Here is an 839-nt window from a genome sequence, read left to right as displayed (position 1 = left end):
TACTGAGGTTGAACTCGTGATGTCGCATGGTTGCTCAGGTGGGCCGGATGGTCAGGCCGGTCTCGGCGAGGCAGCCGTCTATCAGGTCGCTGCGGTACTGGATGTGCCGTAGGCCACGTCGGATGCGCTGGACGAGGTGTTCGGGTGTGCTGAAGGCGACATTGGAGAGCCAGCCGCGTCGCAGGAGGGACCAGATCCCTTCGACGGGGTTGAGGTCGGGCGCGTAGGGCGGCAGGTAGTAGATGGTCAGCCACTCCCGGGCCTCGGCGAATTCCCGCAGGCCGGCGGCTTTGCGGACGTTGAGGTTGTCCCAGACGAGCACGATCGGGCCGCCGAGCTGCTGGTGGGCGGCGATCAGCAGGTCCCGGTAGTCGCGCCAGGAGAAGCTCTTTCGCCCGTCGCGCCGTCCGTCGTCCCGGCGAGGCCGGTAGATCAGCCGGGACCGGTGGCCGGGTTTGTAGCAGGTCAGCGCGGCAATGGACACCCGTCTGCGGGAACGGCCCCGCACTCGCACCACCGGGGTCCGGCCGCGCTGTGACCAGGTCTTGGCCTGCGGCGGCGTCATGGAGAACCCGGCTTCGTCCTCGAAGACGAGCCAGGCTCCACGGGCCGCCGCGAGTCTTCCGCGCACGGCCACACCTCCTTCACCCACCCGGCCACCGCCTCGTCGTCCCGCTCCATCGCCCGTCGGGGCCGGGACCTGGCAGGACCAGCCGTTGCGCACCAGCATCTTCCGCACGCCCTGGATGGTGTACGTCAGATGGAAGCGCCGGCCGATCACCGTCTTGATCCGCGCGAGCGTCCACCGCTGGTCCTCCCAGCCGTGCGCGGCGGGCCCC

At 69.6% G+C, this 839-nt stretch carries 1 protein-coding gene; it reads right to left on the bottom strand.

The window, feature by feature from the left end:
- Positions 1-34 precede the first annotated feature (34 nt).
- Positions 35-839: IS630 family transposase (locus RM844_RS32015; protein ID WP_449657337.1), on the bottom strand; the 805-nt coding region annotated here is incomplete at its 5' end.

It is taken from the genome of Streptomyces chisholmiae (assembly GCF_031845445.1).
In the GTDB taxonomy this organism is placed as follows: domain Bacteria; phylum Actinomycetota; class Actinomycetes; order Streptomycetales; family Streptomycetaceae; genus Streptomyces; species Streptomyces chisholmiae.
Note: the sequence above shows the minus strand (reverse complement) of the source record. Positions and strands in the feature narration are given on the sequence as shown.